This is a genomic window from Dickeya chrysanthemi NCPPB 402 (assembly GCF_000406105.1).
GTDB lineage: Bacteria > Pseudomonadota > Gammaproteobacteria > Enterobacterales > Enterobacteriaceae > Dickeya > Dickeya chrysanthemi.
This window is the reverse complement of the sequence record NZ_CM001974.1, coordinates 4,161,717-4,178,274: the sequence shown is the minus strand read 5'-3', so window position 1 is coordinate 4,178,274 and position 16,558 is coordinate 4,161,717. Positions and strand designations below refer to the sequence as shown.

The following is a 16,558-nucleotide window of genomic DNA, read 5'->3' as shown; positions in this document are numbered from 1 at the left end:
TATAGGGAAGTTAAATGGATATTAAAGATGGCTTCTTTACCTTCAATGCCGAGGGGGATGATATTCCTGGTAGTCTCTATTTTTCAAGAAAAATCCATTGGCCAGGTAATCCATCTATTTGTAAGGATATCGCGTCTGGAGTGACAATAGGAAGAGGGTTCGATCTTGGTCAAAGAACTCAAACTGAGTCATATTATCATCTTGTGAGTGCTGGCGTTCCACAAGATAAGGCCATTGCGATCTCAGAAGGCGCAGGGATGCGTGGATGTGAGGCCTCAGCGTTTGTGATACAAAACAGAGATAAAGTCGGCGAAATAACGCATTCTCAGCAAGCTAATCTGTTTAAACTATCATTTTCTATGTATATTACAAGAGCTAAAGGGTTTTATAATAAGTATAAAAATTCCAATGCTGTTTCTTGGGATGATATGAATAGCAGAATGAAAGATGTATTTATTGATATGATCTATCAAGGTGCAATGAGAGTTAGATATGTTCCTTCTTTTGAGAGGAATGTGCCTGAAGATGTCATTCTGCTTATAAAAAACACACCCAGCTTGGCTGCTTATGATAAAAGTAGAAAAAGAATAGTCTATTTGAAGGAGGGGAAATGAAAGTACTAGTGTTTTTTGTTTTATTTTTATCATTTTCATCTCAAGCAAATGAGATTCAATCCTGCTATGACAAAAAGGTGACAGCCTATATTCAGAGTTGTATGGAACTGCTGTCTCATAAAGAGGCTGAAAAATATAATAATATATATCATGGCTTTATAAAAAGTATTCGTCGTGACGATTTGGCTAACTATGATGATTTTATCGCCTCCATTGATGAGGCGAAATTATTCTGGGAGAAATATAGTATTAGTGAGTGTAAGGCTGAAGGATTATTAAATATTAAAGATTCGCCAGCATACTCTATTGCATATAATGAATGTATGGTTAAAGCCTACAGGGAGAGAGTGGCCTTTTATAACAAATACCCTTTCTGAAATTTATAAAGGAATGAGACGTGCCTTGGGCGGTTTTATACCCTAACTCATTACGATAACTCGAATGAGCTAGGGTAGATATGTCATCCTTAAGCCTCCGCCGACGATAGCGTCTGCCTTACGCTTGTGGCGGAAACGGCGGCAGTTGGCGAAAGGTATTCAGCAATCCTTCCGACCAGGCTTTACGGATGGTGGCGAAGTAAGGGTCGTTTTCGGTGATGCGGCGCTGTTCGCTGATATCGAAACTGCCGGCGCGATACATCATCACATCCAGCGGCAGGCCGACCGACAGGTTGCTGCGCAGCGTGGAGTCGATGGAAATCAGCGCGCAGCACATGGCCTGTTCCAATGGGGTATCCATCGTCAACACCCGGTCGATAATCGGTTTACCGTATTTGCTCTCGCCTATCTGAAAGTAAGGGGTGTCGACGGTGGCTTCGATAAAGTTGCCTTCCGGGTAGATGTGGAACAGCCGGGGGGCTTCGTCGCCAATCTGGCCGCCAAGCAACAGGTTGCAGCCGAAATTGGTGCTGCTACCGTTCTGCTGGGCCAGACTGTCGCGGTGGATAACCTCGCGCACGGTTTCACCCACCAGCGTGGCGGCGTCGTACAGGGTACTGGCTTGCATCAGGTTGGGCGTATGTTGGGCGTGGATACGCGCTTTGAGCAGGCTGATAATGCTTTGGGTGGTGGCAAGATTACCCGCCGACTGGATAACTAACACGCGCTCACCTTCCTGATGGAATACGTGGAGCTTTCTGAAGGTTGCGATGTGATCAACCCCCGCATTGGTGCGGGAGTCGGAAGCGAAGACCAGCCCGTCAGACAGACGCATGGCCACACAGTAGGTCATACAACACCTTTTGAGTTAACAACCCTTTTGGTTTAACAAACCGTTTGGTTTAACAAACCGTTTGGGTTAAACAGGACTCACTATTGCTGTTGTTGCACCTGCTGCTGTCGCTCAAACAGGCTCACTTCAGCCTCGGAAAACATCTCTTCACAACCACCGCCGAGACGACTGCCGCGTACCGGGCAGGCATCCAGATAATCCATCCCCACCGCCAGCCGCAAGTGCTGATTGAGCCGGCGGGTATTGTTGGTGATATCAAAGCTGTACCAGCGCTCGTTTAGCCAGGCTTCGGCCCAGGCGTGCATCGCCACGTGTTCGGTATCCCGGCTATAGACGTAACCACTGACGTAACGCGCCGGAATTCGCAGGCTGCGACAGCAGGCCAGAAACACGTGGGTATGATCCTGACATACCCCTTTGCCTTTGGCAAAAGCCGCCGCCGCGGTATCGTGTACCTGCGTGGCGCCGGGAGTATACGGCATTTTCAGCCGTAGTTCCGCCATCAGCGTTTCCAGGCTGCCCGCCGGATCGGCCTCGCGGTAATAGCGCCGGGCAAACTCGCGAATCGGCTCGTCCGCCTCGGTCAGCTCGGTACCGCGCAGGAACACCAGCGGCGACAGCGACTCGCCGCTCTCCTCGGACAGATCTTCTACATTATCGGCGATTTCCACCACGCCCTGAGCGTGGATCAGAATGTCGTGATGAGGATGGTCCAGCGTCAGCACGTGCATCAGGTTGCCGTAAGCATCGGTGGTGGCGACGGCGGATGTCGGCAGGGTCAGTTTCCATTCCCGAATACGCTGGCGAGCAGAACTTTGCGGCGTCAGTCGCAGGTACTGGGTGCTGAACTTCACTTCTTCATCATAGCGGTAGTGCGTCAGGTGGTTGATGGTCAGTTTCATAGCGCCTCCAGATAGGTGTGACGGATGCTGTCAGCCAGTTCGTTGATTTTGGTGAGGAAACGGTTGAGATAGCGTTGCAGGTCGTCGGCCAGTACGTCGTCGATCGAGCTGAAGCGCAGTTCTACGTTCAGCAGGTGGGCCAATCGTTGCGGAATTCGCGCCCGCTCGCTGCCGATCATTTCTAACTGTTGTACAAGGTCGTCCACGCAGGCGTGCAGCGAGCGCGGCACGTCGTTGCGCAGCACCAGCAGTTCGGTGACGGTTTCCCGGCTGATGGGCTGACGGTAAATACTGTGGTACGCCTCGCGCGCGCTCACCGCGCGCAGCAGGGTGTCGAGCCGGTAGTATTCGCGTACCGGGTCCGGGTCGTTGTTGAGTTGCTGATCTTTGATGGTCAGCAATTGGGCGGTAGCGAACGCCCGTTCGATCAGGGTGCCGATGCGGATAAAACACTGGGCGTCGTTGCGCAGCAGGGTGCCGAACATGGCGCCGCGAAACAGGTGCGCGCGCTCTTTCACCCAGTCGAAAAAGGCGTCGATGCCGATCTTGTCCACCCCGGACTGGCGCAGGTTACGGATGTCGATGCGGGTGGTGTTGATGCACTCCCATACCTCGGACGATAGGCTGCCGCGCACCGCGTGGGCGTTGTTCCACGCCATTTCGATGCAACTGTAGATGCTGCTGGGGTTGTGGCTGTCCAGCGCAAAGAAGTTCAGCAGGTTATTCATGGTGAAGCGGGCGTAGCGCTCCTGAAACAGCTCGTGAGTAAACGTCAGGTTGAGCGGCAGCGACAGGTCATGCTGCTGCTGGTTGTGACGCGGCATCATCGACAGCTTGTAGGTGACGTCCAGCACGCGGGCAACACTCTCCGCCCGCTCCAGATAGCGGGCCATCCAATACAGTTCGCTGGCGGTACGGCTTAGCATGATTCGTCCTCCTCCATCACCCAGGTATCTTTGGTGCCGCCCCCTTGCGAAGAGTTCACTACCAGCGAGCCTTCGGTCAGCGCCACGCGGGTCAGCCCGCCGGGTACCAGCCGGATCTCCTCGCCGTACAGCACGAACGGGCGCAGGTCGATGTGGCGCGGCGCCAGCCCTTCCTCGACAAACGTCGGGCAGGTGGAGAGCGCCAGCGTGTCCTGCGCAATGTAGTTGCCGGGGTTGGCCAACAGCCGCCGGCGGAAATCGTCGATTTGCTGGCGGGTGGATTTGGGGCCGACCAGCATGCCGTAGCCGCCCGCGCCGTGAACCTCTTTCACCACCATGCTGTCGAGATGGGCCAGCACGTAGCCGAGGTCGTCGGATTTGCGGCACTGCCAGGTTGGGATATTGCCGAGAATAGGCTCCTCGGACAGGTAAAAACGGATCATCTCCGGTACGTAGGGGTAGATGGATTTGTCGTCCGCCACGCCGGTGCCGATGGCGTTCGCCAGCACCACGCCGCCGGCCCGGTACACCGACAGCAGCCCCGGTACGCCGAGCATCGAATCGGCGCGGAACGCCAGCGGGTCGAGGAACGCGTCGTCGATGCGGCGGTAGATAACATCCACCCGGCACGGGCCTTCGGTGGTGCGCATGTACACCGCACCTTCCTTCACGAACAGGTCGGCGCTTTCCACCAGTTCCACCCCCATTTGCTGGGCGAGGAAGCTGTGCTCGAAATAGGCGCTGTTGAAGCGGCCCGGCGTCATCACCACCACCGTCGGGTCGTCGACGTGGGTGCTTTCCCGCAGGGTCTGCAATAGGTAGCTGGGGTAGCGTTCCACCGGCGCGATGTGCTGGCGGGCGAACAAGTCTGGATAAAGGCGCATCATCATTTTGCGATTTTCCAGCATGTAGGAGACACCGGAGGGCGTGCGCAGGTTGTCTTCCAGCACGTAATAGCGGCCGTCGCTGTTGCGCACCATGTCGATGCCGGTGATGTGGGCGTAGATATTGTTGTGCAGGTCGACGCCTTGCATGCACGGCTGATACTGCTCGTTGGCCAGTACCTGTTCGCGCGGCACAATTCCAACATTGAGTATGTGTTGCTGATGGTAAATATCGTAAAGGAAAGCGTTGAGAGCTTTGACCCGCTGGCGAATGCCAAGATCAAGCATACGCCATTCGTGTGCCGGAATGATGCGCGGCACGCTGTCAAATGGAATCAGGCGCTCGGTGCCGCCTTCTTCACCGTACACGTTAAAGGTAATCCCCACCCGGTGGAACAGCAGTTCCGCCTGCTCTTTCTTCTGGCGGATAGCGTGCTGGTCGGTCTGTTGCAACCATTGCCAGTAGGCGTCGTAGTGCTGGCGTTGCGAGCCTTCTGCGCTGAGCATCTCATCGTAGTAAGGTGCGACCGGAAGCGTCATTTTTATCATTGTCATCCCCTGCATTCCGCTTGATGGAAGATACAACGGAAAATGCAGAAAGCATGCCAGCGTGGCAAATGAGGTGCTTATCGCTAAAGACGACGAAAAATTGCACCGGGTTGGTGCGAATTACCCTGAAGGCTGCGCTATGGCGGGGTGATGAAGCGAAAATAACGCGAGAAGATGGTGCGATGGCAAGAAGAACTGCTACATAGCGTCTTGTTTTTTATCGCCTAAGTCATGACCAGAATTAACGATACGTCAGTGTCAGGCTGGCCGGGAAGCGAAGAACCTGGCGGAGCGTAGCGGCTTGGGTATCCGTTCATCTATTACAGTAAATTTTACAATTGCGAACTATTGCTTGGGATTTATCTTATTTGCTAATAAAAAAATAATTTAAGTTTAAAAACTAAATAAATTGTTAATTTTTTGGTTATTTTTTGGGTGGGAAAATGTCAGAGCCTACTGCATTCTTGGAAAATTCATCATCTTGTGTTGATCTGTTGTATGACTATGCTCCCTTCCTGCAACTCAGTGAGGCTGAAGGTCGCATCGGTTATTTTCCCCCAGGCGTTCCTACGCCGCGGGTTGCGATTGTAGGGGCTGGCATCAGCGGGCTGGTGGCGGCGACCGAGCTGCTGCGGGCCGGCGTCAAAGATATTACGCTGTTTGAGGCTCGTGACCGTCGTGTTGGCGGCAGGGCATGGTCTCAGGTGTTTGATCTGCGCTACCCGCACCTTATCGCTGAGATGGGCGCAATGCGGTTCCCATCCAGTGAGACTTGTTTGTTCCATTACTTGAATCGATTTGACATCACCACTACGGCTTCTTTTCCTGATCCTGGGGTGGTCGATACCGAGCTGCATTATCGTGGCGTCCGCTATATCTGGCCGGCAGGCGATCCCCCACCGTCATTATTCAGCCGTGTTCATGAAGGCTGGCTGGCTTTACTGAATGAAGGTTACCTGCACAATGGTGTGCCTCTTGTTGCGCCAAGAGACATAACGGCCATGCTGAAGTCACATTGTTTTGATAAGGCGCGTACGGCATGGCAAGCCTGGCTGGATGCATTTCGTGATTACTCTTTTTATTCTGCTCTGGTAACAATGTTTACCAGCAATACCCCACCAGGAGGCGTCTCGTGGTGCCGCCCCGATGATTTTGAACTTTTTGGTTCGCTGGGGATCGGGTCTGGTGGTTTCCTGCCCGTCTATCAGGCTGGATTTACTGAAATTTTGCGACTGGTCATCAACGGTTATGAGGATGACCAACGCCTGATTATTGGCGGAATTTCCACGTTGGCTGAGCGGTTGGTAAGTCAGAAGATTGGCGATACCTGTCTAAGCGAGCGTATCTGTTTCAATGAAATAAAACGAATATATAAAGAAAATGGTGAAATAAAACTTGTCTCTGGCAAGGGGCAAACATACGCCTTTGACCGGGTGATTGTTACCAGCAGCACCCGGACCATGCAAATAGTTCACTGCCTGACCGGTGATGAAACCTTTCTGGAGCGCGACATATCTCGTGCTGTTAAAGAAACACACCTGACGGGTTCGTCAAAGCTGTTTATGCTCACCCAGAATAAATTTTGGCTCAAACATTCTCTGCCCGTCACTATCCAGTCTGACGGGTTTATCCGGGGTGTCTATTGTCTTGACTACGAACCTGATAACCCGGATGGCCCAGGGGTGGTTCTGCTGAGTTATACCTGGGAGGATGATGCTCATAAGCTGTTGTCTATCCCTGATAAAAAGCAGCGATGTCAGTATCTTGTTGATGATCTTGCCAAAATACATCCGGAGTTTGCCCGCCACCTTATCCCTGCCGATGGCGACTATGAACGTTATGTTCTGCACCATGACTGGCTGGTCGATCCTTATTCAGCCGGTGCCTTCAAACTCAACTACCCCGGCGAGGATGTTTATTCACAACGCCTGTTCTTTCAATTCAGGAATGTAAATACACCAGAAAAAGATACCGGGTTATATCTGGCGGGATGTGGTTGCTCGTTCACGGGCGGTTGGATTGAAGGTGCTGTGCAGACGGCACTGAACAGTGCCTGTGCCGTTATACGCAGTGCAGGAGGGACGCTTTTACCGGGTAACCCGCTGGATGATATGCACAGTGCTTACTGCTATTAGGTTGTGTCCAGAATAGTTGAGAAATACAGCGCAAGGTTTTAATTGCAAGAGTGGCATGGTTAATCGACGCGTAGGAGGATATGTATGTATTCAGAATATACCCTTGAGTCACTGTGCAGTGATTTACGTCGCGGCACAGTTTCAGCCGCCGACATTCGGCAGCAAGCGCTCAATGCCGAAGCGCAACAGCGTCATTTGAATTGCTTTATCCGAATTGATGATGCCGAAGAGCAATTCGAAAAGGCGAAGGATGTTCATAAAGGCGCACCGCTGTATGGTATCCCGGTTTCTTTCAAGGACAATATTTGTGTTGCCGGACTTCCGGTTACGGTTGGTACACAAGGAATGGCAGATTGTATTGCCACTCATGACGCTGCTATCGTCAGCAAGCTGAAATCACTGGGCGCGGTTGTTGCTGGTAAGAACAACATGAATGAGCTGTGCTTTGGCGTCACATCTTGCGAGCCTTACTGGGGAGCGGTGGAGAACCCCTCTGCGCCCGGATATTCTATTGGCGGCAGCAGCAGTGGTTGTGCCGCCGCAGTGGCGGCCGGTATTGTGCCGGTGGCGATCGGAACGGATACCGGCGGCTCCGCAAGAATACCGGCCTCTTTCTGCGGCATTACCGGCTTCAGGCCCACCAGCGGGCATTGGTCATCGTCCGGAATTATCCCTGTTTCCCACACGAAAGATTCTCCTGGGCTGATAACCCGTACGGCAAATGATGCCCATTTTTTATATACACAACTCTTCAGTGACGAACTGTCTCCCACAGAACAAGGGAATTTCCCCTGCCGGATAGGCCTCCCGCTTTCCATGTGGTCTGAACTGGATGATGACGTTATGACTCATTGTCGGCATGCCATAAACCAACTGGTACTTGCCGGGTTCGAATGCGTAGACGTGGATGATGCGGCGGTTTTTTCTCTTAATAAAACAATAACGTTTACGCTCCCGATTTATGAGTTTTTCATCGATTTCCCTCGCGCATTGCTATCGCTGGGATGGGAAAACAGGATAACCGCGGTGTTTGATAACATCAGTGACAAAAATGTCCGCAATATCATCCACGAGTATTTGGGAGGAGGCCGTATTTCTCCTGCTGATTATGTCTCTGCGGTCAGAAATATTGGCCGGTTGCGGCTGGATATGGATACGCTGTTCAGTACTTACGGCGTTGATATGCTGGTATATCCTACGGTTCCACGTCAGGTTCCGCTTCTGAGCCAGACTGGGCGGCCGGAACTGTTTGCTGAACTCATTCGTAACACCGATTTAGCCAGTAATGCGGCGATGCCTTCTGTCACACTTCCGGTTGCGCCAGAAGGCGCATTACCTGTGGGGCTCAGTTTTGATGCCTCACGTGGAAGAGACAGCTATCTGCTAAACATGGCTGCCCGCATAGAAACCATCATAAAGCCGTAAAGATAAATAAAGAATCTGTCACCCATCACTCAACGATGTGGTGGTACACCATAATAAATCGAATTCAAAAAATTAAAGCGGTATGGTTAAATGAAAAAATATTTACAAGGAGTCAATATGATTTTTGATGCTGGTAGTATTAATGTCCATTATTCTGGACAAAATAGTCATAGGGTATACTCAAAATAATTCGAGCTGCAGGCCAACACGCTGGCGTGTTGAACAACGCAGCGTGCTGCGGCCCCAAAGGCGCGGGGCCCAGGGATGGGCCGAGTAATAACGCCAGCACACCTGCAACGTGAAGTATGACGGGTATAAGGTAGTAATATTGTGATAACAGTTTTCTCTACTCAATAAGTATTCAGTCCTTTAACATCTGCCATGACCATGAGGCAGGGAAACCAGGGAAATTCTTTTCTTGCCATAAAGCGTGTTCGTAATATTCATTGGTAATGAGATCGATGATGTTATCTTTTTCATCGTTATTTAGTTTATCAATAGAGTCAAAATTCATATTATTGTCTTTGCAGTACTGTATTATTATACGATAACCATCAATATCTTCTAATGGTTCAACGGTATGGTGATCCCTGAAAAAAAGACTTGTTTCTTTTAGTGTTGATGGTCTGTCACCTTGTGGATAGATCATCCTGAAAACTCTTTTTTGGGTCTTTTCAATGAAAACTGTTCTGGATGGTGTATGAAATTTTTTTATTAGCCATGAGAAAGATGACCAGTAATCATCGCTTACCATTCTTGTCAGTAATGACACCGAGCCGCCTTCAATGATAACACTTGCGTGTTTTTTTAATAAAGAGGATGTTTTTTGCTTAAGAATCTCATGAGCTTCTTCGGAAGACACAACGCGTTCGGTCAGGTGTTTGGATGGAGTAATATATATCCTTTCTGTTCCTTGCAGTTCACTATGTTCAGGCGCGCCACTCCCGGTCATGATCTCCTGATACCCTTGAAACCGATCCAGCGCTATCACGGGGAAACCATATTTTTTTGCAAGCATGACCGAATGGGTGGTTTTCCCCGTAGATGTCGGTCCCCATAAAAGATAAAGTATCTTGCTCATATTCCCTCCTTTAGGTCAATCTAAGTGGTATTGGTTTTTTCTTGCGTGCAGAAAACCAGTCATAATACGGTTTAAATGTTCATGTAAACCATCTCGCCATTTACCATAAATATCTAACTTGCTGTTATAAATTTGTCCTGGCAGACAAAAACACCACTCATGACTATTTTCTTTGTAAAATATTTCTTTGCTCCATGGCAATCGGCGTACTGCAATTTTTCTTTTTTCCATCGGAGAGGAGGATTCATCAAAATAATCGGGTGATGAAATCATAATACCTTCTATTTTTTCGTTGTTAACATTTTTCATCAGGAATTTGATATTGTCATCACCCATAAAAAGAATAACTTCTTGTTCATAAAGTAATATTTCTTTTTTAATTAGAATGTTGGCTAAAGGTAAAAGCGATAAATTCTCATATGAGAGAGCCTCGGCTATTACAACGCGCTCAAAGAAATCAGGTTTAAACCTGTGCTTCGGGACGTGCCTGACATTTACATTTACATTGAGTGTTATTGTTTTCATGATATATCGCTCTTTTGTTTCACTTTCTTCACGAAAGTAACGCCAATTTCTCTCTATGGGTATATAGGAACATTCTTGTATTAACTCTTTTGAACGCAATATCAAAAGCAGAGCCTCTGCGTCTGCACGTTATTAGGCTGTGTATCGTAATTATTTTTGGTACAATTTAATGCATAATTTAATCATAAGAAGTCTTTTTACTTAGCTCGTTACGATTATCCCTGATAATGCCTGGGTACTGATTTACTCCATGTTATCACCTTAACGAATCGCTTCCAAAGGTGGTCGTTCTTATCTTGAGTACAGACAGGTGATGAGTGGCATATTGGGGTGAGGTGTTCTTTCAAATCGAATAAAAAACCAGCCAGGATGGGCACCGAAAACTCGATTGTACAGAAAACGCAATGTCGTTGTTGAACGCTGCTTTGCGAGGTTAAAGGAAATCGTCGTATCGGCACTCGCTCAGAAAAAACAGCCTGAAACTACCTGTGCATGCTTAAATTGCGCGTCATCCGGTGATGTTTAAGGATAAGAAAGTCAGATTTAAAACTCATCGGATAAACGAAACCCCGGTATCAGCCGGGGTTCGTCTATTCAGGCATGATGACATTTACAATCAATCATCATTCCTGCCTGTGATGCCGGGGAACTTAACCGCGAACCGCGATGGCTTCGATTTCGATTTTCACGTCTTTTGGCAGGCGAGCCACTTCCACGCAAGAGCGGGCCGGGAACGGCGCGTTGTGCTCGGTGAAAAAGGCTTCGTACGCAGCGTTAACTGTGGCGAAGTCGTTTAGATCTTTCACAAACACCGTGGTTTTGACGATGTTGTTCACTTTCAGACCGGCTGCTTCCACAATCGCTCTCACGTTTTCCAGCGACTGGCGAGCCTGCGCGGTAACGTCGTCCGGCACCAGACCGGTTTTCGGGTCTACCGGGATCTGGCCGGAAGTGATGATCATGCTGCCGAGGTCAACACCCTGAACGTAAGGGCCGATAGCGGCCGGGGCCTGTTCCGTACTGATAATGCGTGACATGTTTTCTCCTGATTATGTCTGAAACGATGCGACTCCTGCATTATTCCAAAAAGCCCGCCGTCAGGCCAATGCCGCAACACGATGGACGGCGTTTTCCTGACGGCAATCCGGTATCAATAGCTGTTCAGCACCGCCTGACGCTCGAACTCTTTTTCGCAGTATTTGCATTTCAACTGCACATCGTCACCACGTTGTTTCACGCCGAAGGAGGAACTGACTGGCTCGCTGCGGCTGATGCAGTTGCTGTTAGGGCAGGTCAGCACGCCTTCGATGTGCGACGGCAATTGCGGGTGCAGCTTGCGCACCACTTCGTAATTGTCGATTTGATTGACGGTGGCTTGCGGCGCGTACATCGCCAGTTGGTTGGCCTGCTCTTCGGTCAGAAAGATATTTTCAATCTTGATCAGATCTTTACGGCCCAGATGGTTGGAGGGCAAGTTCAGGCCGATGGTGATGCGCTGGTCGGTGGCGGTCAGCTTGAACAGCGTCAGTAATTTGAAGCCAACCTGCGCCGGAATATGGTCGATCACGGTACCGCGTTTGATGGCTTCTACCTGTAATTTATTGTCGTGAGTCATGCTGTGTACTCCTCTCTCACAGAACCAGTTCGCTGTTCAAAACCAACGCCAGCAGAGCCTGGCGCGCGTAAATACCGTTGCCTGCTTGCTGGAAGTAGTAGGCGTAAGGCGTGCTGTCCACGTCGGTGGTGATTTCATCGATACGCGGCAGCGGATGCAGCACTTTCAGGTTGTCGCGGGCGCTGCCGAGGTCGGCGGCGCGCAGGATAAACTGTGATTTGATATTGATGTACTCCGACGGGTCCAGCCGCTCTTTCTGTACGCGGGTCATGTACAGAATATCCAACTGCGGCACTACTTCTTCAATGCTGGTATGCAGGCTGTAGGGAATATTTTTCTCTTGCAGCATGTTGAGGATGTAATCCGGCATCGCCAGCGCATCCGGCGAAATGAAGTAGAAGCGGTTGCCGTCGAACTTGGCCAGCGCCTGGGTCAGTGAATGGACGGTACGGCCGTATTTCAGGTCGCCGACCATGGCGATATTGATGTTGTTCAGGCGGCCCTGGGTTTCCTGAATGGTGAACAGGTCCAGCAGCGTCTGGGAGGGGTGCTGGTTGGCGCCGTCGCCGGCGTTGAACACCGGCACGCCGCCGGAGAACTCGGTCGCCAGCCGTGCCGCGCCTTCCTGCGGGTGGCGCATCACAATCGCGTCGACATAGTTGCTGATGACCGAAATGGTGTCCGCCAGCGTTTCGCCTTTTTTACCGAGTGAGGTGTTGCTGCTGTCGGCAAAACCGACCACCGAGGCGCCCAGCCGGTGAATGGCGGTTTCAAACGACAGGCGGGTGCGGGTGGAGGCTTCAAAGAAACAGCTGGCAATCACTTTGTGCTTCAGCAGTTCCGGCTGCGGATGCGCTTTCAGACTCGCCGCCACCTTGAGCGTCAGTTCCAGATCGTCGCGGCTGAGATCGTTGATTGAGATGATGTGTCTTTTATATAGCGGATTGACCATGTGGCTATGCTCCCCTCGGTTAGGCCCGGTAAACAAACGGTATGGCTGGCGGCGACAGGACAAAAAAAAGCCCCTCAACGAGGGGCTTTTTTTACAAATCGGTCAGGCAACGGAAGGAAAAACGCCGTCATGCTGCCAACAGGCAGTTGCGGTGCGACACCCACAAAAACAGCAGCGTTAGACATGTTCCCTCCCGGCAAATTGTCCGGAATTATACGCGCCGAAGAGGTGAATTCAAGCAGAAAAATACGCTCTTTTCGCGGTGGGCAATCGGTTGCGGCTGGGTGTTTCGCCGTAAGCTGAAACGCATCGCCCGGATCACTTTTTTACGCCGGCTGGCTGGCGGCTTGTGGCCGACAGGAGTATAAGGAATCAAAACATTGTTTCAGTTTATTTATTTAAAGGAGCGATCATGATCATCGGTAATGTCGACCATCTGGAGCTGGTTCCCTATCTGCCTGCCAAACTGCGTGAGGCGATTGAATATGTGAAGCAGCATATTAATGCCGATACCCCGCTGGGTAAGCACGATATCGACGGCAATAAGGTGTTTGTGCTGGTGTCGAACGATAGCACCGAGCCGTTCGAGAAGCGTCGGGCCGAGTATCACGCCAAATACCTGGATATCCAGATTGTGCTGAACGGCACCGAAGGCATGACCTTCAGCAATCTGCCGGCGGGTAAACCGGACGTCGACTGGCTGGCGGACAAGGACATCGCGTTCCTGCCGGCGGGCGAGCAGGAAAAACAGGTGGTCCTGCAGGCCGGCGATTTCGTGGTGTTCTTCCCCGGTGAAGTGCACAAACCGCTGTGTGCTGTCGGCGAGCCGGCGCATGTACGCAAGGCGGTAGTGAAAATCGACGCTACGCTGGTGCTGTAACCCGACTGCCGAAAGCCGTCACGCCTTACCGGGAGAGTGCGCAATGCGCTCTCCCGCTGTTGTTGAGCTCCTCGCCGTACCATTTCCTCTCCTCCCTTTGCCTGATCTTACCGTATCCCGGCTCCCTGTTATTTGTCCTGACGAGTTTATGAAACCGGTTGCAGAGACGTTCAAGTTGATGCACTCTGAAACCGGTTTCAGTTTCTGTGAGAGGAAAAGGTATGAGTCAATTACCCGCAGGGTTTTTATGGGGCGGTGCGGTAGCGGCGCATCAACTGGAAGGCGGCTGGCATGAAGGCGGCAAAGGTATCAGCGTGGTGGATGTGCTCACTGCCGGCGCCCACGGCAAATTGCGGCGCATCACTGATGGGGTTATTCCCGGCGAATCCTATCCGAACCACGAGGCCATCGACTTCTACCACCGTTATAAAGACGATATCGCGCTGTTTGCGGAAATGGGCTTCAAATGTTTTCGTACCAGTATCGCCTGGACGCGTATTTTCCCCAACGGCGATGAAGCGGAGCCGTGCGAAGCGGGGCTGAAGTTTTACGATAACCTGATCGACGAACTGCTCAAACACGGTATTGAACCGGTGCTGACTCTCAGCCACTTCGAGATGCCGTTGCATCTGGTGCAGCAGTACGACGGTTGGATGAGCCGTAAAACGCTGGATTGCTTTGTGCATTTCGCCGAGACGGTAATCACACGCTATCAGCACAAAGTGAAATACTGGATGACGTTCAACGAGATTAACAACCAGAAGAATGTGTCGGCCGAGATTTTCGGCTGGATGTGTTCTGGGGTGAAATTCCCGCAGAAAGCGCAGCCGGAAGAAGCGATGTATCAGGCGGTGCATCATCAGTTTGTCGCCAGCGCGTTGATCGTGAAAAAAGCGCATGACATCAATCCGGATATCAAAGTGGGTTGCATGTGCGCATTTTTGCCTTACTACCCGTATTCCTGCCATCCGGAAGACGTGATGCTGGCGGCGCAAGCGATGCATGACCGCTTTTACTTTACCGACGTGCAGGTGCGCGGCCACTATCCGGCGTATGCCCGGCGTGAATGGGCACTCAAAGGCTACCATATCCACATGGAGCCGGGAGATGAAGGGATTTTGCAGGAAGGCAAAGCGGATTACATCGGTTTTAGCTATTACATGTCGAACGTGGTGAAACACGATGTGCAGAACCGCATCGACGCCAGCATGGACGGCAGCTCCGAACATTCGATTCCTAATCCGCACCTGAAAGCTAGCGACTGGGGTTGGCAGATTGACCCGACCGGTCTGCGTTATGCGCTGACGACGTTGTATGAGCGTTACGAAGTGCCGCTGTTTATCGTGGAAAACGGGCTGGGTGCGGTGGATAAACCGGATGCGAGCGGCGTGTGTCAGGATGACTACCGTATCGATTACCTGCGTTCCCATATTGAAGCGATGAAGGCGGCGGTGTGGGAAGATGGCGTCGATCTGATGGGGTACACACCGTGGGGCTGTATCGATCTGGTGTCGTTTACCACCGGCGAGATGGCGAAGCGCTACGGTTTCATCCACGTCGACAAGCACGACGACGGCACCGGGACGCTACAACGTACGCCGAAGAAATCGTTCCACTGGTATCAGCGGGTGATCGCCTCGAACGGCGAGGAACTGTAAGCCGCGTCAGGATGGACGTGTGGGCCGATAACGTTGGTTATCCGGCCCATTGTTGAGCCACATCGTCACTGGATGTGGCTCACTGTTTCCACCGTTTACATCTCGACGCTCTGACTTAACGTCGCCACCATCACCGCTTTGATGGTGTGCATGCGGTTTTCCGCCTGATCAAACACAATGCTGTGGGTGGATTCAAACACATCGTTGGTGACTTCCATGCCGTTGTGCAGGCCGTACTGCTCGGCCATTTGTTTGCCGAGGGTGGTCTGATCGTCGTGAAATGCCGGCAGGCAATGCAAAAATTTCACTTGTGGATTGCCGGTGGCGGCGATCATCGCAGCGTTGACCTGATAAGGCCGCAGCAGGTCGATACGCTGTTGCCACACCTCTTTCGGCTCTCCCATCGAGACCCACACATCGGTGTAGATAAAATCCACGCCGTTGACCCCGGCCGCCACGTCTTCCGTCAGCGTAATCGAACCGCCGGTTTTGGCCGCCGCCGCCCGGCACTCCGCCACCAGACCTGCCTCCGGCCAGCAGGCTTTCGGCGCGATTAATCTCAGGTCCAGCCCGGTGATGGCCGCCGCTTCCAGCATACTGTTGCCCATGTTATTGCGGGTGTCGCCCACATAGGCCAGTTTCATGCCCGACAGCGGTTTACCCGGCAGGTGTTCCTGCATGGTCAACAAATCCGCCAGCAACTGGGTTGGGTGGAATTCGTTGGTCAGGCCGTTCCATACCGGCACGCCGGAAAACTCCGCCAGTGTTTCCACCAGCACCTGACCATAACCGCGATACTGGATGCCGTCGTACATACGGCCCAGCACCCGGGCGGTGTCTTTCATCGATTCTTTATGGCCGATCTGGCTGCCGCTGGGGCCGAGATACGTGACCTGAGCGCCCTGATCATACGCAGCAACTTCGAAAGAGCAGCGAGTGCGGGTCGAATCTTTTTCGAAGATGAGTGCGATGTTTTTGCCTTGCAGGTGGCGGGCCTCGGTGCCGTTTTTCTTATTGTTTTTGAGGGTAGCGGCGAGAGTCAGTAGGCTGCTGATTTCAGCGGGCGTGAAATCCATCAGCCGTAAAAAATGGCGCTTATAGAACGGGTTCATCGTTGTCTTCTCCATGTGACTCAACACTGACGGTTGAATTAAAATTCACTTTATATGTGTAAATATTCAA

General features: G+C 51.5%; 16 protein-coding genes. 6 read left to right on the top strand and 10 right to left on the bottom strand.

The annotated features are described in order from the left end of the window. The first annotated feature begins 14 nt into the window (after window positions 1-14). Complete coding sequence (locus DCH402_RS18465) at window positions 15-614, top strand: pesticin C-terminus-like muramidase (RefSeq protein ID WP_040002718.1); 600 nt, start codon at window positions 15-17, stop codon at window positions 612-614. Further along, window positions 611-991 (top strand): lysozyme inhibitor LprI family protein, encoded by a 381-nt coding sequence (locus DCH402_RS18460; RefSeq protein WP_040002717.1) that lies wholly within the window; start codon window positions 611-613, stop codon window positions 989-991. The genes DCH402_RS18465 and DCH402_RS18460 overlap by 4 nt, the downstream gene beginning before the upstream one ends. Before the next feature lie 118 nt (window positions 992-1,109). Here the strand turns inward: DCH402_RS18460 and DCH402_RS18455 are convergent, their stop codons facing one another. From DCH402_RS18455 to DCH402_RS18440, 4 genes are all read right to left on the bottom strand, one after another. Further along, the gene (locus DCH402_RS18455; protein WP_040002716.1) at window positions 1,110-1,844 is read right to left on the bottom strand and encodes a proteasome-type protease; all 735 of its coding nucleotides are present in this window, start codon (window positions 1,842-1,844) and stop codon (window positions 1,110-1,112) included. Between the two features lie 80 nt (window positions 1,845-1,924). Continuing rightward, on the bottom strand, window positions 1,925-2,746 hold the full coding sequence (locus tag DCH402_RS18450) for a transglutaminase family protein (protein WP_040002713.1): 822 nt from the start codon (window positions 2,744-2,746) through the stop codon (window positions 1,925-1,927). After that, window positions 2,743-3,672, bottom strand: coding sequence for an alpha-E domain-containing protein (locus tag DCH402_RS18445; RefSeq protein ID WP_040002712.1), 930 nt, complete (start codon window positions 3,670-3,672; stop codon window positions 2,743-2,745). The genes DCH402_RS18450 and DCH402_RS18445 overlap by 4 nt, the downstream gene beginning before the upstream one ends. Continuing rightward, window positions 3,666-5,105, bottom strand: a complete 1,440-nt coding sequence (locus DCH402_RS18440) for a circularly permuted type 2 ATP-grasp protein (protein ID WP_040002711.1) — start codon at window positions 5,103-5,105, stop codon at window positions 3,666-3,668. Before DCH402_RS18440 ends, DCH402_RS18445 begins: the two co-directional genes overlap by 7 nt. Window positions 5,106-5,548: 443 nt before the next feature. Between DCH402_RS18440 and DCH402_RS18435 the strand changes: the two genes are divergently transcribed. Together DCH402_RS18435 and DCH402_RS18430 are read left to right on the top strand one after the other, a co-directional pair. After that, window positions 5,549-7,240: an NAD(P)/FAD-dependent oxidoreductase gene (locus DCH402_RS18435; RefSeq protein ID WP_040002709.1), complete on the top strand. Its 1,692-nt coding sequence runs from the start codon at window positions 5,549-5,551 to the stop codon at window positions 7,238-7,240. A gap of 84 nt (window positions 7,241-7,324) precedes the next feature. Then, window positions 7,325-8,665 carry an amidase family protein gene (locus DCH402_RS18430; RefSeq protein WP_040002708.1) on the top strand — a complete coding sequence of 447 codons (1,341 nt, stop codon included), beginning with the start codon at window positions 7,325-7,327 and terminating at the stop codon, window positions 8,663-8,665. Between the two features lie 361 nt (window positions 8,666-9,026). Here DCH402_RS18430 and DCH402_RS18425 read toward each other — a convergent pair whose 3' ends face one another. From DCH402_RS18425 to pyrB, 5 genes are all read right to left on the bottom strand, one after another. Further along, window positions 9,027-9,746: an isopentenyl transferase family protein gene (locus tag DCH402_RS18425; protein ID WP_040002707.1), complete on the bottom strand. Its 720-nt coding sequence runs from the start codon at window positions 9,744-9,746 to the stop codon at window positions 9,027-9,029. A gap of 15 nt (window positions 9,747-9,761) precedes the next feature. Then, the gene (locus DCH402_RS18420) at window positions 9,762-10,271 is read right to left on the bottom strand and encodes a hypothetical protein (RefSeq protein ID WP_040002706.1); all 510 of its coding nucleotides are present in this window, start codon (window positions 10,269-10,271) and stop codon (window positions 9,762-9,764) included. A gap of 650 nt (window positions 10,272-10,921) precedes the next feature. Further along, window positions 10,922-11,308, bottom strand: a complete 387-nt coding sequence (gene ridA, locus DCH402_RS18415; protein WP_040002704.1) for a 2-iminobutanoate/2-iminopropanoate deaminase — start codon at window positions 11,306-11,308, stop codon at window positions 10,922-10,924. 113 nt (window positions 11,309-11,421) lie between these two features. Continuing rightward, complete coding sequence (gene pyrI / locus DCH402_RS18410; protein ID WP_013316086.1) at window positions 11,422-11,886, bottom strand: aspartate carbamoyltransferase regulatory subunit; 465 nt, start codon at window positions 11,884-11,886, stop codon at window positions 11,422-11,424. Window positions 11,887-11,902: 16 nt separating this feature from the next. Further along, entirely contained in the window at window positions 11,903-12,838 is a 936-nt protein-coding gene (pyrB, locus tag DCH402_RS18405; RefSeq protein ID WP_040002703.1) for an aspartate carbamoyltransferase, read from the bottom strand. Between the two features lie 412 nt (window positions 12,839-13,250). On the opposite strand from pyrB, the gene DCH402_RS18400 reads away from it, so the two are divergent. Beyond that, window positions 13,251-13,718, top strand: a complete 468-nt coding sequence (locus DCH402_RS18400) for a YhcH/YjgK/YiaL family protein (RefSeq protein WP_040002702.1) — start codon at window positions 13,251-13,253, stop codon at window positions 13,716-13,718. Between the two features lie 221 nt (window positions 13,719-13,939). Continuing rightward, window positions 13,940-15,376 carry a 6-phospho-beta-glucosidase gene (locus tag DCH402_RS18395; RefSeq protein ID WP_040002701.1) on the top strand — a complete coding sequence of 479 codons (1,437 nt, stop codon included), beginning with the start codon at window positions 13,940-13,942 and terminating at the stop codon, window positions 15,374-15,376. A 95-nt stretch (window positions 15,377-15,471) separates the two neighbouring features. On the opposite strand, the gene argF is transcribed toward DCH402_RS18395, so the two are convergent. Further along, on the bottom strand, window positions 15,472-16,488 hold the full coding sequence (argF, locus tag DCH402_RS18390; RefSeq protein WP_040002699.1) for an ornithine carbamoyltransferase: 1,017 nt from the start codon (window positions 16,486-16,488) through the stop codon (window positions 15,472-15,474). Window positions 16,489-16,558 lie beyond the last annotated feature (70 nt).